Origin of the sequence: Tenggerimyces flavus, from assembly GCF_016907715.1 — a bacterium.
In the GTDB taxonomy this organism is placed as follows: Bacteria; Actinomycetota; Actinomycetes; order Propionibacteriales; family Actinopolymorphaceae; genus Tenggerimyces; species Tenggerimyces flavus.
Map to the genome: position 1 here is coordinate 1,607,684 of NZ_JAFBCM010000001.1, position 25,093 is coordinate 1,632,776.

Genomic DNA, 25,093 nt, shown 5'->3' on the forward strand with positions numbered 1-25,093 from the left:
GTCCCTTACAGCTCGGTCGGATCGACGGCGGCGGCCATGGCGGCCATCCCGGCGTCGTTCGGGTGGAGGTGGTCGCCGCCGTCGTACGCCGGCAGGATCTGGTCCGGGTTGGCGGGGTCGCGAGTGGCCTGGTCGAGGTCGACGACCGCGTCGTACGCGCCGCTCGTTCGGATCCAGGCGTTGAGCGCGTCGCGGACGGCCTCGCCGCGCTCGGTGAAGAACGCGGAGCCGCCGTACGGCATCACGGTCGCGCCGATCGCCTTGACACCGCGCTTGTGCGCCTGCCGGATCAGCTCGCGATGCCCGGCGATCAGCTGGTCGGCCGTCACCGCGACGGGCGGGTCGAAGCAGGGGAAGCCGCCCGCGTCCGGCGCATGGATGTCGTTGATGCCCTCGAGCACGATGACCGCGCCCACGTTCGGCTCGTCGATGGCGTCGCGGAAGAACCGGTGGGTGGCTCGTTCGCCGAAGCAGGTCGAGTCGTTGAGCACCCGGTTGCCGCCGATGCCCGCGTTGAGTACGCCGCGCGGCTTGCCGGCCGCGACGAGCCGCTCGGCGAGCTCGTCGGGGTAGCGGTTGTTCGCCTCCGGGGTGGAGACCGCGCCGTCGGTGATCGAGTCGCCGAACGCCACGACGACCTGCCGTCGGGGCAGCAGGCCGCGAACGTCGATGCCGACGAGGTAGAACCAGCTCGGCGAGGTCTCGGTGAACGCGGAGCCCGCCGTGTCGCGGGTGTGGTCGCCGGTGGTGCGGTAGCTGGTCGTACTGGAGAACGCGTGGTGGGTCGCGGGCCCGGTCGGCCGCTTGAAGTAGAGCGTGACCGTGAGCTTGTCGAGCGCCTCGACGCGGAGCCAGGCGGGGTCGCTCGCGAGCTCACCACCCTTGCCGATGACGGCCTTGTGGCGGCCGTGGAACGTCAGCTTCCGCACCGTGCCCGGCTTGATCGCCGCCCCGCTGGCGGACTTGGCGATGGTGGCCGAGGTGAGCTCCAGCGGCGCGGTGCCGTACGCGTTGGACAGCCGGATCCGCACGCTCGGGCCACCCGCGCTCACCCGGACGACCTGGCGGACCGAGTGGTCGTCGAAGCCAGCTGTCGACCAGCTCGGGCCGAACACCTCGGTCGGCTCGTGTGGCGAGGCCGCCCAGGTGCCGGACCAGCCACCGGACCGGCCGCTATGGATGGTCGTCGGCGCCGCCTGCGCGGGGCCGGCCATCGCGCCGACGAGCAGCGCGCTGGCCGCCAGTGCGACCGCGCCGCGGCGGATCGAGGACCGAACGTTCATGTCATTTCCTCCCAGGTGTGGACGGGTTCGATCCAACCACTGGGAGCCGACAAAGGGGATGTCCGATCAGTGCTTGTGTGGATAAACCGATCTCGGGCCGAGGACGTCCGCGCCGAGCTCGGTGACACGGCGCTGGAGCTCGCGGTCGGCGGTGACGACCAGGACGCGGCCGCCGCCTTCGTACGCGCCGATCAGCTCGACGATCGTGTCGTCGGCGGTCTCCATCGACTTGACCACCTCGACGCCGGGGACGCTTTCGACGCGGTTCGCCTTGCCCTCGACGACGAGCTTGATCTCGAGCGGTTCGCCGTCAGCGAACTCCGGGGGCTCGGAGGTCAGCGCGACGAGTGCCTTCCGGACCCGTTCCGCCGCGGCGACCCGGTCGTGCCACCACCCGTCGGGTACCGATCCCATGACATTGGCTGCGTCGACGAAGAGCTGAGTGACCATGGGTCATCCCACCACGTCCGCCGAGTCCTGTGCGCGAATCGCTCCCTCCAGGGGCCGATCCGGGAACGATCTTGGCCGTCCACACCTGTGCACGAATCGGTGGATGGAGCGGTGGAAAACCGCCTGGAGGTGGGGACAGATCCCTAACTTCTGTGGACATCTCGCGACACGCGAAAGAATTCGAGAAGAAGCACCGACAAACCCTTGCGTGTCGTCTTGCGGAGGGCTAGAAATCTCTCACGTCGCCAGCAACTGGAGGCCACGAATCGGAGGCTTCGGCCGAAGATTCACACCGAGACTTCCGGGCAACCGGGCAGGATCGGCAGCGGCCATCAGGAACGCAGCGGCAGGGTTTCCATCGCGGAACTCGCGGCGCACCCGAGCGATCGGGAGTGCGGTGAGGGAGGCCGGAAACCGGTGAGGGCCCTCCATCTCATACATGGAGGGCCCTCGTCTGTTACCGGTGCTCGTGTTGCTCATGCTTGGTGCGGCCTTGCTCACTGTCAGTATGCCCGATAGTCCTGGGTTGGCACCGACATGACACGCCCGCGGCGAGCGCTCAAGCGCTCAAGCCGCGGGCGGGCTCGCAAGAAGAACGAGGCCCCAACGACCTGAAGCAGGATCCCGAAACGCCGCTTCCCCTCCCAGTGGCGTGGCGGGATCCTGCTTCACCCTGATCTGGTCGCCGGCCTCAACCCAGAAAACGGAGCACCTCGCATCGGGGTTAACACCTCCAAGAAACTGTCCGTATACATACAGAAATGTCCACTTCGACCAGCGGCAATACCACCGGACTGGTCGAACGAGGCGCACCCCGGGCCGCGAGCCGAGCCGGAATTCTCGACCGGATTAGGTTGATTCGGCTTCGTCCGGCGCTTGGCCAAGCGATGATGGACCCCGTCGCCCGCGGGCGATGAGTTGCCCTTCCTCGAGGTCCCCTCCCGGTCCGACGCGCTCGGCCTGTTCCTCGGGGAAGGTCACTAGCCACACATCGTTTCAGCGGGACGGTGAATCTCTCGCCATCCCCCAACCGATCGAGGGTGAGCACCGCATGCGTGACAGCGATTCGGCCAGGCCGGCACGTTGGCCGGGTCGTGTCGGGGCGACGCGTCGTGCTACGTGCAAGGAGCACCCATGTCGATGACGGCACCGCGTACCGGCCCTGCCGCTGGCAGCCCGGACGATCCCGACCGACCACTTCGTGAGTACGAGGTCGAGGAGCTCGCCGCGGCTGCTGCCGCCGGGTCGCTCGACGCGCTGGGCCTGTTGTACGAGCGGTACGCCGACCTGAGCTACCGGTTCATCGTGGTGCGCGTGCAGGATCAGGCGCTCGCCGAGGACATCGCCAGCGAGCTGTGGATGAAGGTCGCGCGCGCGATCGGCGCGTACCAGACCGCTGGCAAGGGGTTCCCGGCGTGGCTGCTCACGATCGCGAGCCGCCTGATCATCGACCACTTCCGGAAACCCGTTCGCAAACGCGAGATGCCGACCGCGGACATGCTCGCGCTCGACACCGCCGCCGTGGGGGACAGCCCCGAGGAGGCCGCGCTCCGGTCCGAGACCGCCGCGGCGGTCGCCGGCGCGCTGGAGAAGCTGCCGGCTCGGCAGCGCGAATGCCTCGTGCTCCGGTTCTTCGTGGGGCTCTCCATCGCCGAGACCGCGCAGGCCATGAACCGTACGGAAGGCTCGGTCAAGGTGCTGCAGCACCGTTCGCTCCGCAAACTCGCCACCGTGCTCCCGCCAGGTGTGGGCGGGGCTAACCGAACCAAGGACCGCGACGTTCCCTCAGTACGGAGAACGTCCCAGCTCCCTGGGGCGGGAGGTGAGGACAAGTGAAGCGGCACCCACGCGGCGGACCCGAGCAGCTTGCGCAGGCGCTCGACGACCCGAACGTTCCGGTCGACGACCCCGCGCTCGAGGCAGCGATCCGGGCGGCAGATGCTTTGACGCCAGGCGTGGCGCCGCGCGAGTCCTGGCGTGCTGCGGTCAAGGACCGCATGCTCCGGGAGGCGAAGCGTGCTGGATCCGCCCCGCGTGAAGGTGCGGGCACGCGAGACGGTTCCAGCGGCTCGTCCATCCACAGCGTCGAGGTCGAGACGACCAGCGACGCGCACATCGTCCTTGCCGACGTCGAGGAGATCGACGAGGCGCGGGCGCGTGAGGTGGCGGCCAAGCTCGAGCGGATCGCCAGGGCGTTCGCGCCGGAGGGGCAGGGCCGGGGTCAGCAATGAGGGACACCGAGCCGCCCCGCGTCGTCGTTGCCGATATCGGCACCGACGCTGCGCTGTACAGCGAGCCCGGCAACCGCGTGCTCGTGCTCCGCCCGGGGCAGACGTTCAGCAACGCCGTTGCCGCCGCGCAGCGCTGCCTGCCGAACGCGCATCCCGACGTCATTCGTACGGTCGTCCGTACGTATCTGCCGGACGCGCCCGACTTCGACCTTCCCTCGGTGCCGCCGCTGATGCGGACCGAGCCGGTGCCGGCGCGGACTCCCGTACAACCGCGCTGGTTCATGAGCCGCGCGGTGATGATCGGCATCCTGTGCGTCGCCACGGCCCTGTCGCTCGGCGGCTGGGGCCTGGTCGGCATCGGGACCGACGAGCCGCCGGTCGCCGCGAGCCAGACCGGGACGACCACGACGAACGTGCGGCAGGCCGGCATGGAGCCGTACAAGAACGAGGCGTTCCGCGACTTCGCCAAGCGCGGCGAGCTCACCTGCGACCCGATGGCGAACGCCATGCGCGCGAGCTGCACCGACTGGGAAGGGTCGGTGATGGTCTCCGAGGCCACCATCGGCGCGGACCGGATCATCTTCACGTTCCAATACGGCAAGGATCGGGTGAGCCTCGGCATCTTCACCAAGCCGGACGACGCGACGACCTGGGCGAAGGTGAACCAGGACCGCGAAGGCGTCCGGGTCGAGGGCCGCTTCGTGCTGTGGGGGACCGACAAGGGCAAGCTCGACGCGTACAAGAAGCTGCTGGCCGAGGTGCAGCCGCCCCGGCAGACCGGTGCTGTGGTCCCGAGCGCGGACCATCCCGAGCACAACGCCTCGGCGACGTCGGCCGAGCTGGACGTACGCGGGGCCGCACGCAGCCTCGCCGAGTTGCTCCCGAGGCAGCTCGGCGCGATCGTCATGGGCACGCTCGGCGTCACGTCCGAGGCGGTCGACCGGGCCGGTCGGCTCGGCATCGAGCAGGCCCTGTCGCCGCCGGTCGCGATCGCGGTGCGGCTCGCGCTGGGAGTGCCGCCGCCTCCGGAGAGCGGTCCGCCCGGTGGTGCGTCCGACGAGGACATCCTGACGATCGCGAACGAGCCGTTGCCCGTTCCGAACGACCAGAAGCCCGCGCCCAAGGGGCCGGCGCCCGACCCGGCACCGCCGTCGGATCCCGCACCCGACCCCGCGCCACCCTCGGATCCCGCGCCTGATCCGGAGCCCGCGCCACCGCCGTCGGACCCGGCTCCGCCGCCCGCGGACCCCGTACCTCCGCCGTCGGACCCGGCACCGCCGCCCGCGGACCCGGAGCCGAGCCCGCAACCGTCGCCGAGTGACCCCGACCCGTCGCCTTCGCCGGGACCGGGCACCGAGGACGACGGTGGGGACCCCGTACCTTCGCCGAACGACGACGGCTCGGAGAAGGGGCCGACGACGGACGAGGGTGTGCCGACCGAGACCGGCGATCCCACCACGCCGCCTGGTGATTCGGGTGGCAATGGGGACAGCAAGACCGAGACCGAGTGGGACAAGACGAAGCCGGTGCCGGGGCTGCCTGAGCCCCCGGAGCAGCCTGCGCCGGGTCCGGAGGAGCAGCCCGCGCCGGCACCGGCTCCGGCTCCGGAGGAGCACGCCGAGGACGACGGCGGCGAGAACTCCGGCCCGGGCGACGAGTCGACGGTGCCGACCGACGACGAGCAGGACTCCGGCGACCAGTCGGACGACGACTGCACGAAGCATGACGACCCCGACGAGCACGGGGAGTCCGCTCCCGCCGACGCTGCTCAGGGGTAGGACCCTGTTGCGTAAGTCGGTGGTGCTGGCGGACAGACACCGATGCCGCATTACCTGGCGAGTGGGTGCTCTACGTGGCGTATATCCCACGTAGAGCGGCAAATGATCATGTAAACATGATCATTTGCCGACACTAGGGAGTCGCTCGGGAGTCATCGGAGAGCCATCCAGGAGCACCCCGGGCAGCCTGCTCGTCAGCCTTCCCGAGACGCCACTGCGTCGCGCCAGCCACCTTCGTCTCAGGCGCTAGGGTCAGTCGGGCGGCTCTGCCGTCGCGTACGTCGACGCCACGTGTCGCAGCATCAGCCAGATCAGCGCGAACACCAACGCGGACCCGATCTCGGCGAGCGCGAACCCGGCCGACACCCCCGGCGACATGTCGTCGCGGGTGAACGCGATCACCGTCCAGGTCAACGACGCCACGGCCACCAGGCCGCACACGATCGAGCCCGCGGCCGCCAGCCGGGTCGCGCCTTGCAGGTCGTTGCGCAGTCCCATGAGAGCTGATCATGCCGTGCAGCCAGGTCGTGCTCCGCACGACGAGCCGGGCGCTTTAGACGCGGCGCCTTCCACCCCGGCCTATGGCTTGCGTCCGCGGTCACCGTTCCGGTTGGAGGCCGGGGCGGAAAGCACCGCGGCGCCCGGCGTGCTGCCACGCGGATTTCAGACGGCGGCTAGGGTCGCGTGCCATGGACGTACTCGTCGTCGGTAACGGTGGCCGCGAACACGCCCTCGCCTATGCGCTGGCGCAGGATCCCGAGGTCGGTGCGGTGCACGTGGCGCCCGGCAATGCGGGGACGGCGCTGCTCGCCCGGGCCGAGACCCACGCGCTCGACATCGGTGACCCCGAGGCCATCGCCGAGCTGGCCGCGAAGCTCGCCGTCGACCTGGTCGTGATCGGCCCCGAGGCGCCCCTCGTCGCCGGTGCCGCCGATCGCGTCCGGGCCCGCGACATCGCCTGCTTCGGCCCCTCCATGGCGGCCGCCGCGATCGAGGGTTCGAAGGCGTTCGCCAAGGAGATCATGGCCGCGGCCGGCGTACCCACCGCGATGGCACGCGTCTGCGACGACCCTTCGCAGGCGGCCGCGGCGCTGGACGCGTTCGGTCCGCCGTACGTCGTCAAGGACGACGGTCTCGCCAGCGGCAAGGGCGTCGTCGTGACCTCCGACCGCGCCGAGGCCCTTGCCCACGCCGCCCGCTGCCGGCGGGTGGTGATCGAGGAGTTCCTGGACGGGCCCGAGGTCTCGCTGTTCGCGATCGCGGACGGCCGGAACGTCGTACCGCTGCACCCGGCGCAGGACTTCAAGCGGATCAACGACAACGACGAAGGCCCGAACACCGGCGGCATGGGTGCGTACACCCCGCTGGAGTGGGCGCCCGCCGACCTGGTCGAGGACGTCGTGGCGCGGGTGATCCAGCCGACGATCGACGAACTTCGGCACCGGGGTACGCCGTTCAGTGGGCTGCTGTACGCCGGGCTCGCGCTGACCTCGCGCGGGATGCGGGTGATCGAGTTCAACTGTCGGTTCGGCGACCCGGAGACCCAGTCGCTGCTGGCCCTGTTGAAGTCGCCGCTCGCGCCGTTGCTGCACGCCTCGGCCACCGGTGACCTGGGAGTCATCGAGCCGCTGCGTTGGCGTTCCGAAGCGTCCGTAACGGTCGTCGTCTCGGCGGCCGGCTACCCGGAGAACCCGCGCCAGGGCGACGTCGTGGGAGGCCTCGACGAGGTTGCCGAGCTCGACGGCGTGACGGTCTATCACGCCGGGACCGCGCTGGCCGAGGACGGCTCGGTGGTGGTGTCAGGCGGCCGCGTCCTCGCCGTCACAGCGACGGGCGACGACCTGGTCCTGGCCCGCGACCGCGCGTACGACGCTGTGGCCAGGATCGACATCGCCGACTCGCACTACCGGCGAGATGTCGCATTGGCAGCGGCGCATGGCGAGGTACGGATCCCCACAGCGCAGTAGGGACGGAGCTAGCTCGACTCCGCCTCGTCATCCGCCTCGGCTTCGGCCACTCACCGCGTCCAGGACCTGGTGCGTAAGTCGGCGGTGTTGGCAGATGGGCACCGATGCCGCTTTACCTGGCGTTTGGGTGCTCTACGTGGCGTCTACCCCAGGTAGAGCGGCAAATGATCATGTAAACATGATCAATTGCCGTCACGGGGGAGTCGCTCGGGCCTCGTCGTCCGCCTCGGCTGCCTTCGCGGCCGCCCGCTTCCTGCGCTTGCCCTCGTGCATGGCCACCACGCGGGCGATCGGGATCGTGTGGCCCTCCTCGACGAGGTCAGCCGGCAAGGCCTGGGGCGCGGGCTTGAGCTCAGCCCACAGATCACCATCCCCCAGCAAGCCCAACGCCGTGTGGACGGTGAAGTCGCGCGGCGTGACGTTCTCCACGTCCTCCCACCGCACCGGGAACGACACCGGCAAACCAGGCCGGATCCGGGGGCTGAAGACCGACACCACGGTCGCACCGCCGGTCCGCGTCGAGTCGAGGAAGACCTTCCCGTGCCGGTCGTCCTTGATGAACGCCGTCGTCGCGAGCGCGGGATCCAGCCGTTCCGCCCGCGCGGAAACCGCCCTGGCTGCCGCCGCGACGTCCTCCGCGGACGCCGACTCCAGCGGTACGAAGACGTGCACACCCTTCGACCCACTCGTCTTCACCACGCCCGACAACCCACACGAGGCAAGCGCCTCGCGGACCAGCAAGGCGGCCTTGACGGCCAGTTGGAACGAGTCGCCCTCCGGCGGGTCGAGGTCCATGATCAGGTACGACGTCTGCGCCAGGCTGTCGTAGCGGGCGAGCATCGGGTGGTACTCGATCGCCCGCTGGTTCGCGAACCACAGCAGCGTCGGGCGGTCGTTGCACAGCGCGTACGCCACCTCGCGCCGGGACGATTCCGCCCAGAGCTTGACGGTTCGGACGAAGTCGGGCGTGTACTTCGGCACGTTCTTCTGCATGAACGGGTCCTGGCCCGGCAGCGTGCGGATCACCGACAGCGGCCGGTCCTCCAGCTCCGGCAGCAGCCGGTCGCGTACGCCGTCGAGATAGTCCACGAGGTCGCGCTTGGTCGCCCCCGCGTCCTCGAACAACGGCTGGTCGAGGTTGGTCAGCTTGACGCCGTCCCGTTCCTCGGGTGAAGCCTTCTTCGCCATGAGACACAGCCTGTCACGGATCTCACCCGGCGGTCTCGCGCTGGCGCCGAGCTGGCGACGGCCGAGATCCCTGGCACCTTGCTGCCGCCAGCCCTGAACGAGCGTGAACAACCCTTGCTGCTGAACGAGAACTTCTACAACTTCGTCAAGGGCACCGCGCCCAACCTCACCTACGACTTCTCCAAGCTCGACCGTGTCATCGACCCGCTCGACGCGGAAGGCATCAAGCCGCTGATGGGCATCGGCTTCACGCCACAAGCGCTGGGCGGCGCCGACGACGAGGCCAAGGCGAGGCTGCAGGCGGCCGGCGGACGCGTCCTCGCCGCTCCCGGGACCGGTGCCGTCGACGCGTTCGTCACCAGAGATCCAGCCAGCAACGGAAAGGTCGCGGTGCTGGCCTGGAACGACCAAGCCGCCGACACCGATCTCACGCCCCGCTTGACGAATCTCCCGTTCAAAACGGCTGGTCGAGCGCCGGAAACGCAGCGTCGGCAGTGCTCTAGGTCGATCTCGGCGGTCCGGTGAACCTGAGCCGGGTGAAGCTGTTCCCGCGCGACGACAAGAGCTGCGAGGGGCTACGGGTTTCCCGATCGACTTCAAGATCGAGGGGAGCACGAACGGGACGAGCTGGAGCGTCCTGCGCGAGGTCGTGAACCACAACAACGGCCAGCCGCTCGCCAAACCGGTGAGTGCGCAGACGTTCAACGTCAGTGGGCAATACCAGGGCGTACGCGTCGTGGCGAGCAAGCTGCAAATCGACTGTCAGGGCGCTCCGGACAAGTACTTCCAGCTGGCCGAGCTCCAGGTCGAGAGCGACGACATCCTGGCCCGTACGGCCACCGCGGCCCGCGAGACCGTGCTCGACCAGCTGCCCAGCGGGAGCTACGCGTTCCAGCTCGCGGAGGTGAAGGTCCTGCACTGAAGCACAGAAATATGAGAACGGTGCCGCACCCGAGCCGATACAGGGGTGCGGCACCGCTTTGTGTACGAGAGTTGAACTCAACGAGCAGGCCGTCGCCCCAAATATGGCATCGTTCCCACTCGGGTCCGGTTCTGGCCGGCCTGGGTGGGCCCACGCGCTTGTCCTTACCTCGTTTTCCGCTCAGGCTCTGAGCTTGCCAAGTCCGCGAACACACCGAGGAGGTTGTGCCATGGGCTCGTGGCTCGCGAGGGTCAAACTGGGACGGATCGCCTTGACGGCTGTGGGAATCGCCCTCCTCGCTTCGGCGTTGAGCGTGCCCACCGCGTCAGCAGGCGGCAACGGCCACGGCGACGGCATCAGCTGGCCGAAGAACCAGGCGCTGCCGCACTTCTCCAAGCCGCAACGCCTGGACGTCGTCGACCTCGTCCCGTTGAACGGCGACGAGAAGCTGTTGCTCGGCACGCTGCAGGGCGTCGTCAACCGCGACCGGCCACGCATCTACCTGATCGGCACCGACGCCACCAACGGCGAGGGCCGGCTCACCTGGCTGAAGAGCTTGAAGGTTCCGTACAAGATCCTCCCCGACACCTGGTCGCTGCTCGCCAAGTACAAGCGCGACGTCCGTGGCGTGATCGTGTACGACCCGGCCCTCCCCGACTCGATCAACGTCGCGACCACCCTGGCGGGCTTGAAGAACGCGGTCGTCGCGGCACCCGGACAGGTCGACAAGCTCAAGAAGGACTTCGGACTGCGCGTCCTCGACGACCTGCGCGGCAAGTTCGAGAACCGGCTCGCCGCGTACCAGTGGCAGTACGACAACCTCTGGAAGCACACCACGCACCGCATGCTCGTCGGCCTGCCGCCGCAGCGCGACGTGGGCCTCCCGCCCGGCATCCCGGACATCTACACGCAGCTCGCGAAGGTCGCCGAGCACACGCACGACCGGGAGAACATGGGCACGTTCGACTACGACCTCACCAGCCAGCTCGGTGGCGAGGGCGTGTGGCTGCGGTTCGACGACTCGTTCCCCAGCGACGGTTGGGGTCCCGCGGTCTCCCAGGTCACCGTCAAGGCCAACGGGCAGGAGATCGCGAGCTTCGTTCCGGGGACGCCGGAGGAAGAGCCGTACCTGTTCTACAACAACAACACCCAGGTCAGCGCCGGCCCGCCGCAGCACCGGTTCGCCGACAACGACCGCTACTTCATCTACAAGTTCGCACCGCCTGCCGGCACGACGTCGCTGACCGTCTCGGTGACGATGTGGAACGAGTTCACCGTCAACGTCGCCAAGACCGAGCCGGCCGTCCCGTTCAAGGAGGGCTACGCCTACCTGCGCGACTACGCCGTCGCCAACAAGGCGATGGTGTTCTGGCTGGACCCGAACATCGCGGCCGAGCGCGCGCTGTTCGAGAAGATCATGGCCGAGACGAAGCCGCCGACGCCGTACCTCGGCTGGTTCGCGCAGGACGTCGCCGGTGAGTTCGGTGGAACGGAGCTCGCGTCCCGGTACGGCGTGTACGTGCTCGCCGCGGACTGGTTCGAGAACATGTCGGTCCACTCCGGCTCGAAGGCGCCGATTTCCGACCGGCAGAGCCGGGCGCCGACGTTGCCACTGGAGAACAAGGTCTACGTCCAGTACACGGTGTCCGAGGGCGACAACCTGCAGTACAACGAGCACCGCCTCCGGCAGCTGTGGGACGACCCGGGCCGCGGCAGCGTCCCGATCAACTGGACGACGAGCCCACTGCTCATCGACGCGGCACCGAACTTCCTGAACTACTTCCAGAAGACCGCGACCAAGAACGACCTGCTGATCGCCGGACCGTCGGGAGCGGGCTACATCTACCCGTCGCCGTGGCCGGACAACACGTTCAGCACGTTCACCGCGCAGACCCGCAAGTACATGAAGGCCACCGGGATGGACATCGTCTACGTGCTCAACCGCGTGGACGGCCAGGACATCGAGCTCGACCCGTTCACGGCGAACGCGTACGTCAACGAGGTCAAGCCGCGCGGCGTTCTGCTCAACTGGGGTGGCACGACACAGCTGTCCATGCTGAGCGACAAGGTCCCGTTGTCCACCGTCCGCGGTGCCGGCGGGGTCGACGAGATCAAGAACGCGATCGCCCAGGCCTCGGCCGACTGGGACGGCAACTCGCCGCTGTTCCTGTCGATCGGCGTGCTCGCCTGGAACACGACGCCGACCGATCTGAAGACGGTCACCGACTCCCTTGGCCCGCAGTACAAGGTGATTCGCGCCGACCAGTTCTTCGACCTGGCGAAGAAGGCCAACCAGTAACGCCGTACTGATCACGAAGTTCCGCGGGCCCGCTGTCAACGTGACAGCGGGCCCGCGTCATTTGAGGAAGGAGGTGTCCACGAACCGGAGGAACGCATGCGCCCACTCGTTCTGGCAGTCGTCGTCAGCACCGCCCTGGCGCTCACCGCGGGGCCGCCCGCCAGCGCCGCTCCACCGCCACGGCCAGGCGCCGTCGCGTCCGTCACGCTGATCACCGGCGACACCGTCCGGCTGCCGAACGGTCCCGACGGCCCGCTCGACGTGCGTCGAGGGCCGGGGCGGGAGAAGGTCTCGTTCCTGCTGCAGCGGACGGCGGACCAGACGTACGTCATCCCGACCGACGCCGCCGGACTGCTGCGGGACGACAGGCTGGACCGGCGGCTGTTCGAGGTGAACGAGCTGCTTGCCGCCGGGTACGGAGGCGACGCGAAGCTCGGCCTGATCCTCACCGGACCCACCGGCTCAGCGGGCAAGGTCGCGGGGGCGAGAACGTTCGACGCCATCGACACGGCCGCCGTCATGGTCGACCGCCAGCAGGCGAAGGTCCTGTGGAGCGGCGTGCTCGCCGGTGCCGTCGGGAAGGTCTGGCTGGACGGCGTACGCCGGACGTCGCTGGACCAGAGCGTTCCGCAGGTCGGTGCCCCCGAGGCGTGGGAGGCCGGCTGGACCGGCAAGGGTACGAAGGTCGCGGTGCTGGACTCGGGCGTCGACGACAGCCACCCCGACCTCGCCGGACAGGTCGTGGCCGCGGCGAACTTCACCGACGGCGAGCCCGGCGACCAGGACGGCCACGGCACGCACGTCGCCTCGACGATCGCGAGCCGCGGCGAGAGGTACCGCGGCGTCGCACCGGACGCGAAGCTGCTGGCGGGCAAGGTCTGCGAGTCCGGCTTCTGCCGTGAGTCGGCGATCCTCGCCGGGATGAACTGGGCCGCCGAGCAGAACGCCGACGTGGTCAACCTCAGCCTCGGTGGTGCCGACCGACCGGGAACGGATCCGCTCGAGCAGGCGATCGACACGTTGTCGGAGGAGCACGGGACGCTGTTCGTCGTCGCGGCCGGCAACTGGCCCGGTTGTACGAGCCCGCGGGCAGGCGTCACGTCCCCGGCCACCGCCGACGCGGCGCTGGCGGTGGGCGCGGTCGACAAGGCCGACCACCTCGCCGACTTCTCCTGCACCGGCCCACGCATCGGCGATGGCGCGCTCAAGCCGGACCTGACCGCACCCGGCGTCGACATCGTCGCGGCGGAGGCGGGCACGGGCGGCCACATCTCCGCCTCGGGAACGTCGATGGCCACGCCCCACGTCGCCGGCGCGGCGGCGATCCTGGTCCAGCAGCACCCGGACTGGACGGCCGCCGAGCTCAAGGCCGCGCTGATGGGCGCGGCCGAGCCGAACGCCGAGCTGACACCGTTCCAACAGGGCACGGGCCGGCTCGACGTCGCCGCCGCGGCGCGGCAACCGGTCGTCGCGCGGACCGGCAGCCTCTCGTTCGCCGCCCAGGTCTGGCCGCACGACGACGACCTCCCCGTGTCCAGGACCGTCGGCTACCGGAACGTCACCGACCAGCCCGTCACGCTCGCGCTCGACTTGAAGGTGAGCGGCCCGAACGGCGCGCCTGCGCCCGCGAGCGCGATGACGCTGAGCGCCGACGAGCTCGTCGTTCCCGCCGGTGGCACCGCCGAGGTGACGGTCACCTCGGACACCTCCCACACCGGGCCGGACGGCCGGTACGCCGGCGCTCTCGTCGCGACCGCAACGGGCACCTCGATCGTGACCACGCTCGCGGTGGAGAAGGAACGGGAGAGCTACGACCTCACGATCAGGCACCTCGACCGGGCCGGGCAGCCGATCGCTCCGGTCGAGACGCAGGTCGGCGCCATCGACGAGCGCCTGTACGACTTCGCCTATGAGCCGACCAGCGTGCTTCGGCTCCCCAAGGGGCGCTACACGCTGGCCACGTTCATGCGGTTCGAAACCAGCCAGGACCAGGACATGGCGCTGTTCGGGCAGCCCGAGCTCGTTCTCGACCGCGACCAGACGGTGACCGTCGACGCTCGGACGACGAAGCCGATCAGCGTGACCGTGCCCGAGAAGGACTCGGAGGAGTACTCGATCGTCCTCGCCATGATGCGTCCGAACGTCCAGACCTACGGGTACATCACGGCCGGGTCGTTCGAGGGGCTGGCAATGGCGCAGGTCGGGCCGGACGTCGCTCCGGCGGACTTCCGCAGCGACGTGAGCGCCCAGATCTGCCAGGCGAGCGCCCAGCAGTACGTCTGCGACGAGCGGTCGCCGTACCAGTACTACCTGCGCTGGTTCGACAACGGCGGCGTGTTCGACGGCCTGCGCAAGGACCTGCGGCACCAGGACGTGGCGGCCGTCGAAACGCGGTACGACCAGGCGAACGCGGACCACCTGACGGCCACGTCCTACGCGGCGCTGCCTGTTCACGCCGCGCCCGAGTTCGAAGGCGAGCTCACCGGTTTCAACACGTACTTCCAGCCGCCTCGAAGCCTGGTGGAGTACTTCCAGCCGGACGGCGTGCGCTGGTACCGGGCGCTCGTCCAGTTCGACGCCAACGAGGAGCAGACGGCGATCGCGGGGACGTCACCGCGGACGTTCCGGGCAGGGACGACGACGAGCGACCGGTGGAACACCGCGCCGTTCGGGCCGGGCTTCCCGGCGCTCGACAGCCGGCCGTTCGACGCGGTGCCCAGGCCGTGGGCGTCGCGGACTGGCGAGGACGTCAAGGTCGGTTTGCCCTTGCACACCGACGCGAACGGACGGGCCGGGCTGTTCCGCACCGACAAGGCCCGGACCAGGCTCTACCGCGACGGTGTGCTGGTCGCGGAGTCCGACCTGGCCGGTGAGGTGCGGGCTCACGTGTCCGCCGGTGCCGCGTCGTACCGGCTGGAGACGGATGCCGACACGACCTCGCTCGGCACCTACTCGTCGCGGGTGCGCGCGGCGTGGACGTTCCGCTCGGAGCACGCGAAGAAGCTGGCGTCGTTGCCGTTGGCCGCGGTGCGGTTCCGTCCGGTGGTAGACGACGAGGGTCGGGCGAAGCCGGGACGCGCGGTCGTCCCCGTCTCGGTCCAGTGGCAGCCGGGCAGCAAGCCCTGGCTCGTCAAACGGCTGAGTGTCGACGTGTCGTACGACGACGGCCAGACGTGGGAGCGGGGCTCGCTGCGTCGCACGGGTCTGGGCAAGTGGGAGTTGACGGTATCCCCGCCGGCGGGGACGACGTTCGTGTCCCTCCGGGCCAAGGCCTCGGGGACTGGAGGAAACGGTGTCGAGCAGACGATCGTCCGCGCCTACGGCGTAGCGGCGTCCTGATCGCTGGCCGTGTGTTCCGGGCGGCCGTCGCCATGGTGATCGAAACTGTCACCGTGGCGTACGGCCTCCCGGGCCTCGGCGTAGCGGATGGTCTCGTACGCGAACGTGATCACCAGCACCAGCGCGACGATCCCGAGAGCCGCGAGCGCTGGCACGTTCGCGGCCACCGGGGTCAGCAGGACGAGCGCCGCCGCGGCGATCAGGCGCTGCAGCTTGACCACGCGCAGCATCCGCCAGCCGAACGCCGCATGGCCAAGCAGGTAAAGGACAACGCCGCCGAACAGCGCGTACAGATCCAGCCCGTGCAGCGGCTCCATGACCCCGTAGTGCTCGTGGTCGACGACGTACGTCAGCACCTTCTTCAGCCCCAGCGCGACGAGCACGACGCCGGCGACCAACGGGAGATGGAGGTAGGTGTAGCCGTGCGCGGCGAGGACGACGCGGTGGTCGCCGCGCGTGTGGGCGAGCTTGTGCTCCGCGGCGAGCGCCATCGTGTCGAAGTACGCCCACCACATCGCGGCCGCCACGACGACGCCGAGCAGCGCGCCGATGATGACCGGCCACGAGATCGGCTTCTCGGCCACGCCGACGCCGATCGACATGATCGACTCGCCGAGCGCGATGATGATGATCAGGCCGTGGCGTTCGGTCCAGTGCTTGGCGGAGTTGATGCGCCAGCCGGACAGGCCCATGAGCAGCACGGCGCTGAGGTCGAAGACGATCGCGAGCGCCCAGAGCAGGACCTGGATCCAGCCGTGCGTGAACGCGGCGACGATCAGGATCGCGGTGCCGCCGAGCATCGGTATGCAGTTCTTGAGCAGCCTCGCGCGCAGTCCGTCGTCGCCGTCGGCGGCGAACCAGTAGAGCAGCAGATGGACCGTTCGTACGACCAGGTAGCAGGCGGCGAACACGAGCGGACCGGGGATGCCGGTCTCCATGTCCTCGAACGCCTCGGGGATGGTGAGCGCGACGACGAACATCACGCCCATCACGGCGAACAACGACAGCCGCGCGGCCCCCTCGTCGGCGCGGACGGTGTTGCCGAGCCACGCGTAGCAGCACCAGCACCACCAGATGATGCAGATGACGAGCAGGCCTCGAACGAACCCCAACGCCTGCGCGTCGTCGTGGGCGGCGGCCATCAGCTGGACGACCTGGGTGATCGCGAAGACGAACACGAGGTCGAAGAACAGCTCGAGCGGGGAGACCGAGGCGCCCTCGGTGAGCCTCGTCATGCGCGGTCTACGGAGCAGTTTCACGCGGACATCTTCTCGTTCGAGTCAAGGGCTCGCCCAGATCCCATGCCTGCTCAGGGCGCGCGACCCCGGGCATCCGCTGGCCCGCCTGGCGTGACCTGGGACAATGGGGGTCGTGGCTACCGCGATCCCCAATGTCCTGGCTTCTCGCTATGCCTCGCCGCAGCTGGTCGAGCTGTGGTCACAGGCGCACAAGGTGGTTCTCGAGCGGCAGCTCTGGCTCGCGGTGCTCCGGGCCCAGCGCGACCTCGGCATCGACGTACCTGACGGTGTGATCGAGGCGTACGAGGCCGTCGTCGACACCGTCGACCTGGACTCGATCCGCGAGCGCGAACGCGTCAACCGGCACGACGTCAAGGCGCGGATCGAGGAGTTCAGCGCGCTCGCCGGGTTCGAACACATCCACAAGGGGATGACCAGCCGCGACCTGACCGAGAACGTCGAGCAGCTGCAGCTCCGTTCCTCGCTGGCTCTGATCCGCGACCGAATCGTGGCGACGCTCGTCGCGCTGGGGCAGCGGGCCGCCGAGTACGCCGACCTGGTGGTCGCCGGCCGCAGCCACAACGTTCCCGCGCAGGCGACGACGCTCGGCAAGCGGTTCGCGACGATCGCCGACGAGCTGCTGGTCGCGTACGAACGACTCGAGGACCTGCTCGCCCGCTACCCACTGCGCGGCCTCAAGGGTCCGGTCGGGACGTCGCAGGACCAGCTCGACCTGCTGGACGGCGACGCCGCGAAGCTCGCCTCGCTCGAGCAGCGGATCGCCTCGCACCTCGGCTTCGAGCGGGTGCTGACGAGCGTCGGCCAGGTCTATCCGCGCTCGCTGGACTTCGACGTGCTGTCGGCGCTGGTCCAGTCGACCGCGGCGCCGTCGAACCTCGCGACCACGATCCGGCTGATGGCCGGCAACGAGCTCGTCACCGAGGGCTTCCAGCCGGGCCAGGTGGGGTCGTCGGCGATGCCGCACAAGATGAACACGCGGTCCTGCGAGCGGGTCAACGGGCTGGCGGTCGTCGTGCGTGGCTACCTGTCGATGGTGGGTGAGCTCGCCGGCGACCAGTGGAACGAGGGCGACGTTTCCTGCTCGGTCGTCCGCCGGGTCGCGCTGCCGGACGCGTTCTTCGCTACGGACGGGCTGTTCCAGACGTTCCTCACGGTGTTGGCTGAGTTCGGCGCGTTCCCGGCGGTGGTGCAGCGGGAGCTCGACCGGTACCTGCCGTTCCTCGCGACGACGAAGGTGCTGATGGCCGCCGTTCGCCGCGGGGTCGGGCGCGAGGTGGCGCACGAGGTGATCAAGGAGCACGCGGTCGCCGTGGCTTTGGCGATGCGGGAGAAGGGCGCGGAGCGCAACGACCTGCTGGACCGGTTGGCGGGCGACGAACGGTTGGGCCTGGGCCGCGACGAGCTCGCGGGCTTGGTCGCCGAGCCCCTGTCGTTCACCGGCGCGGCACCGGCCCAGGTCGCCGCCGTCCTGCGGCGGATCGAACAGGTCGCGCTCGCCCACCCTTCGGCCGCCGCCTACCGCCCTGACCCCATCCTCTAGGTACCCATGGTCGCGGATTCGGCTCGCTCAGTTTCGCCGCACGCCACCGCCTGTCGTGCGCCAACGGGTGTGCGGTTTGGGCTTCTTCGACGAGCCGAACCGCTAGGCCCTCTCCAGCTTGCTGCCCTCGCCGAGCCACTCGGCGCCGGTGGTGGTCTGGCGGCGCGTGACGTAGATCGTCAACGACTCCTTGCCCGCCAGCGGGCTGAGGTCGACGTCGCCGCTGTCCTGCAGATAGAGCGAGGTCAGCTCGGGCAGGTCGCGCAACGGCGCCAGCGAGAGTTCCGGCATCCGCATCAGCCGGACCCGCCGCAGCCGCCGCAGGCTCGCCAGTACGGTGAGATCGGTGACCTGAGTCCCCGAAAGGTCAACGGTGGTGAGGTTCTGCAGGTGGGCGAGCTGGTCGATGTGAACGAACGGGCAGTCGCGCAACCACAGGTTGACAAGCGAGTCCGCCCAGCGTTGGACCCCGTGGAGGTCGACGAGATCGGCCCAGTTGATCAGGCCCAACGTGTCCGGCTTGGCGAGGAACTCCAGATCCGTGAGGTCGAAGCGGTCGGTCAGGTCCTCGACGATCAGCCTGGTGAGCTGGCTCATCGGAGCGAGGTCGGCGAGCTCGTCGACTCCGGGCGGCGCGGCGAGCTGGAGTCGCTGAAGCAGCGGCAGTTCGGCCAGTCTTCCCCAGTGGATCGACGGAACGTGCACGTTCAGCCTCTTCAGCTGCCTGGCTCCCACGAGCTCGGCGAGGTTCACGGGAGCCGTTCCGAGCCGGACGATCCGCAACGTCTCCAGCGGGCTCCCTGTCAGCGCCCTCAGGTCGGCGCGGGCAGGATCGGAGAGCGCCAGCGTCCGTAGGTTGGGCAGCTCGCGAACGAAGCCGAGATCCCCCAGCCCTGTGGGGAATCGGCAGTCGAGCTCGCGCAGGCTCTTCAACGCCGGCAGGCCGGCGACCAGTGCGGGGTCGGAGATGTTCAGATTGCCTTCTGGCCAAGGAAGTTGACGCAGGATGGTCTCCGCGTACTCCACCGGGTCGAAGTGACTCCACGCGTCGACCAGTTCCTCGACCACGGGCGGCCGCGCGTCCCTGGAGAAGCGGACGAGCAGTCTGAGCGCGCTGTCGCCGCCGATGCGGGCTGCCGCCCGGACAGTCGCCGCGACCTCGTGCGCCGATCTCGGGTGCGACCGCGCGAGCAGGTCGAGGACGAACTCCCCACCCGCCGCGAGCGAGTCCGCGACCTCCATCGAGCGCGGCGGCAGCAGCCTTCCGGCGCGGCTCTCGATCCGTGCTCGGAGGTCAACGTCCAACTGGGGTGAGGTTTCCAGGCACGCCAGCGCGAGCAGGTCGCGCCAGTCGCGTTGTCGCCGGTCGTCGATCTGTTCCTCGACCAGCGCCGTCAGCAGTTCCTCGCGCTGCCGGCGGGACGCGTGGCCGGCGGCCATGATGATGACCTCCCACCACTGGTCGTGGTGGGCGTGCTCGACCAGGATGCCGATGTCGTCGGCGTCCACCGCGGCCCTCGCCGCGAGGTACTCCTGGAACGTACGGTGGACGAAGTCGACCTGTCCCGCGATCGGTTCGCGCAGCAGGCCGCTGCGTTCGAGCAGATGCCGGAACACCTCGTCGACGGTCGCGCGAACCTGCGGCATCGCGACGAGCATCGCGGCGATGCGTTCGCGGACCCGTACGCGCTCCGCGTCCGACCTTCCGTTGCGGACGAGCCAGTATGCGATGTCCCGCAAAATAAGGGACTTCTCGGTCCTCGACAGCCCGGTCGGCGGCGCGATGCCGCGCTCGAGGTCGCGGCGTTCGAGCATCACCTGCAGCGTGACCTCGTACAGCTCCATCCGGTCGTCGGGCAGCTGACCGTGGCGGTCGCGGTAGAGGGCGCACATCAGCGCGCACAGCAGGGGACTCTGCGCGATGCGGCGCAGCGGTGGGCGGGCGATGATCGCGTCGACGAGCTCGCGTTCGTACCGTTCGAGATCCTCGCGTTCGTCCACGTCGGCCGACTGCAGGCGCATCGCCTCGTGCCACCGCGCGACGAACCCGCGGATGTCGGTCGGCGTCATCGGCTGCAGGTCGGCGATCGCGAACCCGAGGTCGCCGAGCCAGTCCGGCTCGATCGCGGCGGGCCTGGTGGTGAGGACGTAGTGCGCGGCCGGGAACGCGTCGACCAGCTCGCGCAGCCAGGTGTGCACGTCCCGGCGGCGTTCGTGCGGGAGCTCGTCGACGCCGTCGATGAGCACGATCGCGTGCCCGCCGCGGAGCTCGCGCTGCACCCAGCCGGGCGGCATCTCGTCGGCGATGTGGCGGCCGATCTCGGCGAGGAACCGTTCGGGCGTGGGCAGTTGCTCCGTGACGTAGTGCCGCAGCCGCAGGAAGAATGGGACCCGTCCGTCGGTGGCGGACCTGACGGCGATCCACTGCAGCAGCGTGGTCTTGCCGGAGCCGGCCTCGCCGCGGATGAGCAGCCGTGAGGTGCGGGTGAGCAGCTCGTCGGCCTGGAACATGGTGGCGCCGGAGTCGGTGGGCTCGGCGAACGTCGGGTCGTTCTGCGGCGGCCCGGCGAACTCGTCGGTGGAGACGGTGAGGTCGACGTACGCGACGGACAGCGAGTAGCGGCGGCTCTGCTCGGCGACCGAGACACCGTAGAAGCGCATCCGGTCGAGCGCGGTGACGACCTGGCCGCGGTAGTCGGTCTCGAAGTCGTCGACCGAGCGGCGCTCGGGGAGCCTGGCGAGGACGGTGCGGGTGCGTTCGAGGACCTCGGACTCGCGTCTCAGCAGCTCGGTGAGCGCGCCGCGTTGGAACGTGGGCAGCGTGGTGGTGAGCTGGACGAGGCAGGCGCAGCACTCGCGGAGGAGGCGGTCGTAGAAGGCTCTGCCGGCCTCGTTCAGGGCGAATCGACTGTGGATGTCGGGGACCGCGCGGCGGAGGTAGCGGTCGAGGTAGCCGGCGTCGAGGTCGAACGCGAACAGGTCCTCGTCGGTGAGCGCGGCCTCGTCGAACGTCCGCCTGACGGCATCGACGGCCGCGGTGCGTTCGGCTTCGTCGAGCTGTCCGAACTCGTACGTGAGGAGGGGCTGCAGTCGTTCGGCCAGGACCTCTTCGAGTTGCTCGAACACCCGGCGGGTGCGGCGTTGTTCGAGGGCGCCGGTCATGCGGCCGGACAGCAGCTCGATGGCCTTGGCCGTGACATCGGCGGCGATCGTGCGGTCGCCGAGCCACAGCTTCACCGCGCTGCGCACCACAGCGGCGCCCAACGCCACCGCGGCGGTCTCCACCCCCGTCACGTCGCTGCTCCCTTCCACTCCCTGGGCTCGAGCTTGGCTTGCGGGGCAACGTACCCGCAGGCGATTGGCCGGGCTAGGTCAGTTTCCAACGTTGACGATTCGGTAAACGATTTCTAGCGTGTGGGCCACGCCTAACCTCGGGAGGTCCCCCATGCGGTCCCGGCTGCCCCTCGTGGGTGCGGTGCTTGTGTCCCTCGGCCTGCTCACTTCTTCCGTGCAAGCCGCCGCTGCTCCAGTTCCCGCCGCCGCTCCGGATGCCATGGCCGCGCCAGCCGCGGCGAAGCCGACGGGTACGCGGCTGATGAACGAGCTCACGTTCTATCCGCGCTCGATCCGGCTCGAGCACTCCGGCGCCGCGAACGGCCGGGTCCTGGTCTCGGTCGTCACGGACACGCCGAGCCACACCGGTGTGATCTTCGAGAGCCTCGACGACGGTCGCTCGTTCAGCGAGGTCGGCCGCGTCGCCGACTCGTGGGGCGCGGCGCCGCGCGGCGGGTGTTGCTCGAGCATCTTCGAGCTGCCCCGCGCCATCGGGACGATGCCGGCCGGCACGCTGCTGTGGGCGTCGTCGATGGGGCGGAACGTCGGCCAGGCGCAGCTCCGGCTGTGGAAGAGCAATGACGTCGGGCGGACGTGGACGTTCGTCTCCACGCCGTTCGCCGCGCCGAACGGGCTCGGCGTCTGGGAACCGGAGCTGTCGATCGACGCCGCTGGCCGGCTGGTCGTGCACTTCGCGGACGAGACCGAGCAGCCGGCGCACAGCCAGACGCTCGCGCGGGTGGTGTCGACCGACGGTGTGACGTGGTCGGCCAGGTCGTCGACGGTCAAGACGCCGATCGGGTACTACCGGCCGGGCATGCCGGTGGTCGCGGAGCTGCCCGATGGCTCGTACCTGATGACGTACGAGATCTGCGGCATGGCGGCGCCGTACAACTGTGACGTGCGGCTGCGCCGATCGGCCGACGGTTGGAACTGGGGCGATCCGGCTGATCTCGGCACCCGGCCGATGACGGTCGACGGGAAGTACTTCACGCACACGCCGACCCTGACGACGGCGCCGGGCGGGAAGCTGCTGCTGATCGGGCAGATCCTGCAGGACCGTTCCGGTGCGGTGTCCGCGGGGAATGGGAAGACGATGTTCGTCAACACCGAGAACGGCCTGGGCAACTGGTACGAGCTGCCGTCGCCCGTCTCGGTGCCGAACGCGCGGGACGCCGTCTGCCCGAACTACACCCCGACGCTGTTGCCCTCCACCGATGGCACGCGCGTGTTCGAGCTGACGACCGCGGAGCCGCCGGAGGGCGGGCCTTGCGCGGGCTACTTCGCTACCTCGTCGTTGGCCGGGTCGGGGGCGGTGCGGACGTTGCCGCCGGCCTGGTACCGGCTGGTGAACGTACGCAGCGCGCACTGCCTCGACATCGCGGGCGGCTCCCCGGCGCCGGACGCGAACATCGCGGTGTGGATCTGCAACGACCAGCCGCCGCAGGACTTCCACGTCGAACCGGCTGGGCGTGGGGTGTTCACGTTGACCGCGCGCAACTCTGGGCACTGCGCGGACGTGCCTACGGGCTCCGACGTTCGGCAGACGGTGTGCGATGGGCGGGCGTCGCAGAAGTGGCGGTTCCTGAACGTGGGACGGGACACCTACCGGGTGCAGAACTCGGTCTCGGGCCGCTGCCTCGACATCGTGGACGGCTCGGAGGCGCCGGGAGCCGATGTCGTGGTGTCCGCGTGTGCGGACCGTTCGCAGCTGCTTTGGCGGTTGGAGCGCCGACCCAGCTAGGTTCGGAGCTGTGGAGGACTTCGAGCAGTATCGGGTCGCGCTGACCGGCTACTGCTACCGCATGCTCGGCGCGGCTTTCGAGGCCGAGGACGCGGTGCAGGAGACGTTCGTCCGCGCCTGGCGGAAGGCCGACGCGTTCGACGCGCGGCGCGGGCCGTTCAGTACCTGGCTGTACGCGATCGCCACGAACGTCTGCCTGGACTTCCTGCGTGGCAAGCAGCGCCGGGCCGTGGTGATGGACCTGGCGTCGCCGGTCGCTCCAGGGACGCCGCTGGGTGTGCCGCTGGCCGACGAGGCGTGGGTGCAGCCGATGCCGGACGAGCGGATCCTCGATCCCGCGAACGTGCTGGTGCGGCGGGAGTCGGTCCAGCTGGCGTTCGTCGCTGCCTTGCAGCACCTTCCGCCCAAACAGCGGGCCGTACTGATCCTGCGGGACGTGCTGGCGTGGCACGCGGACGAGGTCGCTGCGCTGTTGGAGTCGACCGTTCCGTCCGTCAACAGCGCCTTGCAGCGGGCTCGCGCGACGCTCGCGACGCGGCCCGCTGCTGGCCCGGTGACGGCTTTGGACGAGACGCACCAGGACCTGATGCGGCGGTATGTGCGGGCGTTTCGTGAGTACGACATCGAGACGTTGGTCTCGTTGTTGCACGAGGACGCGACGATGACGATGCCGCCGTTCCTGTGGTGGTTGCGTGGGCGGTCGGCGATCCATCAGACGCTGCTGGCGGCGGGGGCGGAGGTCTCGTGCCGGACGACCGTGTTGGTGCCGGCGGGGTTGGCGAACGGGGCGCCGGTGTATGCGCAGTACGGGCCGGACGGGCCGTTCGCGCTGGTCACGTTCACGACCGCGGGTGGGCTGGTCACGGGTGAGACAGTGCACCTGAACGGGACCGGCCTGTTTCCGCTGTTCGGACTTCCGTTGAAGCTGACCGATGAGTTGCGGGAGGCGGCTTCGTACTAGGACACGAAGGCTTCGTCTCTCTCGAAGGGAACCATCGTGTCCGACTACGTGACCGTCAACGGCGTCCGTACCTGGTACTCCGCGTCTGGCGAGGGGCCGCCGCTCGTGCTGCTGCATGGCGGGTTCAGCCACTCGCACGACTTCGGGATGCTGCTGGGGTCGCTGACGCCCGCGTTCCGTGTGCTGACGCCGGACCGCCGTGGGCACGGGCGGACGCCCGATGTGCCGGGTCCGGTGACGCCGGAGGACCTGGTCGCCGACGTCGTGTCGTTCATCTCGACCGTGGTCGGCGGTCCGGTCCTGCTGGCCGGCTACTCCGCAGGTGGAGTCGTGGCGCAGCTCGTCGCCCTGGCTCGTCCCGACCTGGTCAGCCGGTTGGCGTTGATCAGTACCGCGTTCGAGACGTCCGGCTGGATCTTCCTGCCCGATCCTTCAGGCGAGATGCCCGCTGTGGTCGTGGACGCGTACGCGGAGGTGTCGCCGGACGGGCGGGACCATTTCCCGGTGGTGCTGGAGAAGTTCGCGAAGCTCGCGCAGACGTCGGCGCGGGTCGAGGTGGAGAGGATCGGCTGTCCGACGCTCGTCGTGGCGGCCGACGACGACCTCGTGCGACTGGACCACAGCGTCGCGCTGTACGAGGCACTGCCCGCCGGCCAGCTCGCCATCCTGCCGGGCACCTCGCACCTCGTCCTGTTCGAGAAGCCCGACCTGCTGGCCGGGCTGCTGACGAGCTTCCTGACAGAGGACCCCGCGCCGATGATGCCGATCCGGCGAGCCCAGCCCGCAGGCTAGGAGGCGA

18 protein-coding genes are annotated in these 25,093 nt (G+C 69.5%); 12 read left to right on the forward strand and 6 right to left on the reverse strand.

The features are described from left to right. Positions 1–5: 5 nt before the first annotated feature. Both JOD67_RS07445 and JOD67_RS07450 read right to left on the reverse strand, forming a co-directional pair. Positions 6–1,283: an SGNH/GDSL hydrolase family protein gene (locus tag JOD67_RS07445; RefSeq protein ID WP_205116510.1), complete on the reverse strand. Its 1,278-nt coding sequence runs from the start codon at positions 1,281–1,283 to the stop codon at positions 6–8. A 66-nt stretch (positions 1,284–1,349) separates the two neighbouring features. Further along, a complete protein-coding gene (locus JOD67_RS07450) occupies positions 1,350–1,733 on the reverse strand; it encodes an NYN domain-containing protein (protein WP_205116512.1) in 384 nt (127 codons plus the stop codon). A gap of 1,140 nt (positions 1,734–2,873) precedes the next feature. On the opposite strand from JOD67_RS07450, the gene JOD67_RS07455 reads away from it, so the two are divergent. The 3 genes from JOD67_RS07455 to JOD67_RS07465 are packed head-to-tail and all read left to right on the forward strand — an operon-like array spanning position 2,874 to position 5,742. Beyond that, the gene (locus JOD67_RS07455) at positions 2,874–3,569 is read left to right on the forward strand and encodes an RNA polymerase sigma factor (protein WP_205116514.1); all 696 of its coding nucleotides are present in this window, start codon (positions 2,874–2,876) and stop codon (positions 3,567–3,569) included. Beyond that, the gene (locus JOD67_RS07460) at positions 3,566–3,964 is read left to right on the forward strand and encodes a hypothetical protein (protein ID WP_205116516.1); all 399 of its coding nucleotides are present in this window, start codon (positions 3,566–3,568) and stop codon (positions 3,962–3,964) included. Before JOD67_RS07455 ends, JOD67_RS07460 begins: the two co-directional genes overlap by 4 nt. Next, on the forward strand, positions 3,961–5,742 hold the full coding sequence (locus JOD67_RS07465; protein WP_205116518.1) for a hypothetical protein: 1,782 nt from the start codon (positions 3,961–3,963) through the stop codon (positions 5,740–5,742). Before JOD67_RS07460 ends, JOD67_RS07465 begins: the two co-directional genes overlap by 4 nt. Positions 5,743–5,994: 252 nt before the next feature. Here the strand turns inward: JOD67_RS07465 and JOD67_RS07470 are convergent, their stop codons facing one another. Then, positions 5,995–6,240: a hypothetical protein gene (locus JOD67_RS07470; protein WP_205116520.1), complete on the reverse strand. Its 246-nt coding sequence runs from the start codon at positions 6,238–6,240 to the stop codon at positions 5,995–5,997. Positions 6,241–6,431: 191 nt separating this feature from the next. Here JOD67_RS07470 and purD point away from each other — a divergent pair, with 191 nt between their 5' ends. Then, on the forward strand, positions 6,432–7,709 hold the full coding sequence (gene purD, locus JOD67_RS07475; RefSeq protein ID WP_205116522.1) for a phosphoribosylamine--glycine ligase: 1,278 nt from the start codon (positions 6,432–6,434) through the stop codon (positions 7,707–7,709). A gap of 192 nt (positions 7,710–7,901) precedes the next feature. On the opposite strand, the gene JOD67_RS07480 is transcribed toward purD, so the two are convergent. Further along, positions 7,902–8,897 carry a DNA polymerase domain-containing protein gene (locus JOD67_RS07480; RefSeq protein WP_205116524.1) on the reverse strand — a complete coding sequence of 332 codons (996 nt, stop codon included), beginning with the start codon at positions 8,895–8,897 and terminating at the stop codon, positions 7,902–7,904. Between the two features lie 78 nt (positions 8,898–8,975). Between JOD67_RS07480 and JOD67_RS07485 the strand changes: the two genes are divergently transcribed. From JOD67_RS07485 to JOD67_RS07500, 4 genes are all read left to right on the forward strand, one after another. After that, the gene (locus tag JOD67_RS07485) at positions 8,976–9,422 is read left to right on the forward strand and encodes a hypothetical protein (protein ID WP_205116526.1); all 447 of its coding nucleotides are present in this window, start codon (positions 8,976–8,978) and stop codon (positions 9,420–9,422) included. 124 nt (positions 9,423–9,546) lie between these two features. After that, positions 9,547–9,819: a hypothetical protein gene (locus JOD67_RS07490; RefSeq protein WP_205116528.1), complete on the forward strand. Its 273-nt coding sequence runs from the start codon at positions 9,547–9,549 to the stop codon at positions 9,817–9,819. Positions 9,820–10,048: 229 nt separating this feature from the next. Next, complete coding sequence (locus JOD67_RS07495) at positions 10,049–12,118, forward strand: GxGYxYP domain-containing protein (protein ID WP_205116530.1); 2,070 nt, start codon at positions 10,049–10,051, stop codon at positions 12,116–12,118. A 96-nt stretch (positions 12,119–12,214) separates the two neighbouring features. Continuing rightward, complete coding sequence (locus JOD67_RS07500; RefSeq protein ID WP_205116532.1) at positions 12,215–15,457, forward strand: S8 family peptidase; 3,243 nt, start codon at positions 12,215–12,217, stop codon at positions 15,455–15,457. Here the strand turns inward: JOD67_RS07500 and JOD67_RS07505 are convergent. Further along, a complete protein-coding gene (locus tag JOD67_RS07505) occupies positions 15,436–16,716 on the reverse strand; it encodes a low temperature requirement protein A (RefSeq protein WP_307782308.1) in 1,281 nt (426 codons plus the stop codon). The two genes, JOD67_RS07500 and JOD67_RS07505, sit on opposite strands and share 22 nt — an antisense overlap. Positions 16,717–16,819: 103 nt before the next feature. Here JOD67_RS07505 and purB point away from each other — a divergent pair, with 103 nt between their 5' ends. Next, positions 16,820–18,256: an adenylosuccinate lyase gene (gene purB, locus JOD67_RS07510; RefSeq protein ID WP_205116534.1), complete on the forward strand. Its 1,437-nt coding sequence runs from the start codon at positions 16,820–16,822 to the stop codon at positions 18,254–18,256. Positions 18,257–18,358: 102 nt separating this feature from the next. Here the strand turns inward: purB and JOD67_RS07515 are convergent, their stop codons facing one another. Then, positions 18,359–21,550 (reverse strand): NACHT domain-containing protein, encoded by a 3,192-nt coding sequence (locus JOD67_RS07515; RefSeq protein ID WP_205116536.1) that lies wholly within the window; start codon positions 21,548–21,550, stop codon positions 18,359–18,361. A 151-nt stretch (positions 21,551–21,701) separates the two neighbouring features. Here JOD67_RS07515 and JOD67_RS07520 point away from each other — a divergent pair, with 151 nt between their 5' ends. Genes JOD67_RS07520 through JOD67_RS07530 form a run of 3 tightly spaced genes read left to right on the forward strand, consistent with a single transcriptional unit; the run spans position 21,702 to position 25,086 of the window. Next, entirely contained in the window at positions 21,702–23,333 is a 1,632-nt protein-coding gene (locus JOD67_RS07520; RefSeq protein ID WP_205116539.1) for an RICIN domain-containing protein, read from the forward strand. 10 nt (positions 23,334–23,343) lie between these two features. Continuing rightward, on the forward strand, positions 23,344–24,294 hold the full coding sequence (locus tag JOD67_RS07525) for an RNA polymerase subunit sigma-70 (RefSeq protein ID WP_205116541.1): 951 nt from the start codon (positions 23,344–23,346) through the stop codon (positions 24,292–24,294). 36 nt (positions 24,295–24,330) lie between these two features. After that, on the forward strand, positions 24,331–25,086 hold the full coding sequence (locus tag JOD67_RS07530) for an alpha/beta fold hydrolase (RefSeq protein ID WP_205116542.1): 756 nt from the start codon (positions 24,331–24,333) through the stop codon (positions 25,084–25,086). The last annotated feature ends 7 nt before the right edge of the window (positions 25,087–25,093 follow it).

Coding starts and splice junctions, on each gene's coding strand:
- purD (WP_205116522.1), top strand. CDS start 6,432: ATGGACGTACTCGTCGTCGGTAACGGTGGCCGCGAACACGCCCTCGCC.
- JOD67_RS07480 (WP_205116524.1), bottom strand. CDS start 8,897: ATGGCGAAGAAGGCTTCACCCGAGGAACGGGACGGCGTCAAGCTGACC.
- JOD67_RS07470 (WP_205116520.1), bottom strand. CDS start 6,240: ATGGGACTGCGCAACGACCTGCAAGGCGCGACCCGGCTGGCGGCCGCG.
- JOD67_RS07445 (WP_205116510.1), bottom strand. CDS start 1,283: ATGAACGTTCGGTCCTCGATCCGCCGCGGCGCGGTCGCACTGGCGGCC.
- JOD67_RS07450 (WP_205116512.1), bottom strand. CDS start 1,733: ATGGTCACTCAGCTCTTCGTCGACGCAGCCAATGTCATGGGATCGGTA.
- purB (WP_205116534.1), top strand. CDS start 16,820: ATGGGGGTCGTGGCTACCGCGATCCCCAATGTCCTGGCTTCTCGCTAT.
- JOD67_RS07455 (WP_205116514.1), top strand. CDS start 2,874: ATGACGGCACCGCGTACCGGCCCTGCCGCTGGCAGCCCGGACGATCCC.
- JOD67_RS07500 (WP_205116532.1), top strand. CDS start 12,215: ATGCGCCCACTCGTTCTGGCAGTCGTCGTCAGCACCGCCCTGGCGCTC.
- JOD67_RS07465 (WP_205116518.1), top strand. CDS start 3,961: ATGAGGGACACCGAGCCGCCCCGCGTCGTCGTTGCCGATATCGGCACC.
- JOD67_RS07520 (WP_205116539.1), top strand. CDS start 21,702: ATGCGGTCCCGGCTGCCCCTCGTGGGTGCGGTGCTTGTGTCCCTCGGC.
- JOD67_RS07495 (WP_205116530.1), top strand. CDS start 10,049: ATGGGCTCGTGGCTCGCGAGGGTCAAACTGGGACGGATCGCCTTGACG.